This is a genomic window from Salipiger sp. HF18 (genome assembly GCF_011806505.1).
Lineage (GTDB): Bacteria > Pseudomonadota > Alphaproteobacteria > Rhodobacterales > Rhodobacteraceae > Salipiger > Salipiger thiooxidans.
Map to the genome: position 1 here is coordinate 1 of NZ_JAATOS010000765.1, position 1,304 is coordinate 1,304.

General features: G+C 68.9%; 2 protein-coding genes and 1 pseudogene. All 3 read left to right on the top strand.

Features of this window, described 5'->3' with window-relative positions; genetic code table 11:
- A pseudogene (locus HC022_RS26715) lies at positions 1-254 on the top strand (Rieske (2Fe-2S) protein); the annotation flags it as partial.
- The gene (locus tag HC022_RS26720; RefSeq protein ID WP_167454397.1) at positions 251-1,096 is read left to right on the top strand and encodes an aromatic ring-hydroxylating dioxygenase subunit alpha; all 846 of its coding nucleotides are present in this window, start codon (positions 251-253) and stop codon (positions 1,094-1,096) included. The pseudogene HC022_RS26715 and the gene HC022_RS26720, both read left to right, overlap by 4 nt.
- On the top strand, positions 1,093-1,304 hold a 212-nt coding region (locus HC022_RS26725; protein ID WP_175583750.1), incomplete at its 3' end, for a glutathione S-transferase N-terminal domain-containing protein. The genes HC022_RS26720 and HC022_RS26725, both read left to right, overlap by 4 nt.

Below are 1,304 nucleotides of genomic sequence, written 5' to 3' on the forward strand. Positions count from 1 at the left end.
GCCTGCGCATCCACGCCCCCGCGGCGGTGCTGGCGCGGGTCTTTGGCGGCGCGGGCCATGTGATCGAGGGCAGGCTCGGGCCGTGCGCTGTGGTGGCGCTGATCCAGCCGCTGCCGGGCAACGTCTCGGCGCTGCACCTGCTGGCGCCAGAGGGTGCCGGGCCCGCCACGCTTGACGCGCTGTCGCTGGCGGCCGAGGCGCTGCGGCGCACCGCCGAGGCGCAGGCAGAGCAGGCAGAGGAGGAGACCGCATGAGCGATCAGGGCGCGATGCGCGACCACTGGTACCCGGTGGGCATGACGAAACAAGTGACCGCGGGCGGCCGCGACACGCTGCTGATGGGCGAGCCGATCCGGGTCTTCCTCGACAACGGCGCGCCAGCGGTCACAGATGGTACCGGGCGCAGCCTGCCGGTCATCGACCGCTTCGGCCATGTCTGGACCTCGCTCGGGGCGCCGAACCGCGATCTCTTCACCATCTCCGAGGCCGACCAGCCGGGCCGGCGCCTTGTCGACGTGGGCGTCTGCCGGGTGCGCTGCTCGCCGTTGCGGGCGGTCGAGAACTTCCTCGACATCGCGCATTTCCCCTTCGTGCACACCGATATTCTGGGCAGTGAGCCGCACACCGAGGTGCAGCGCTACGAGGTCGAGATCCGCGAGGACGTGGACGAGGTCTGGGCGACCAAGGTGAAGTTCTACCAGCCGCAGGCCGCCAAGTCCGCCGAGGGCGGCATCACCACCGACTACATGTACCGGGTCTGCGCGCCGACCTGCTCGGTGCTCTACAAGACCTGCCCGCCGAAACCCGGCGAATGGGACGTGATCGCGCTTTTCGTGCAGCCGCTGACCGAGACGCTCTGCGAGGTCTGGCCATGGATGGCGCTTTACGACGACGCGGCCGAGATGACCGACCTCATCCATTTCCAGCAGATGATCTTCGTGCAGGACCGTTCGGTGCTGGAGAACCAGCTGCCGGCGCTGCTGCCGCTTGATCCGGGGATGGAGATCCCGACCCGGGCCGACATGACCTCGATCGCCTACCGCCGCTGGCTCAAGCGGCATGGCTTCACCTACGGCGCGCAACTGGTGGCGGCATGATCCTCTACGACTACATCCTTTCGCCCTCCTGCTACCGGGTGCGGCTCTTCGCGGCCCTGATCGGCCGCCGGCTCGACCTGCGGGCCGTCGACTTCCACCCCGGGCAGGAGCACCGTTCGGACGCCATGCTGGCGCTCAATCCGGCGGGCACCCTTCCGGTGCTGAAGGACGACGGCATCGTGCTGACCGAGAGCACCGCGATCCTGAC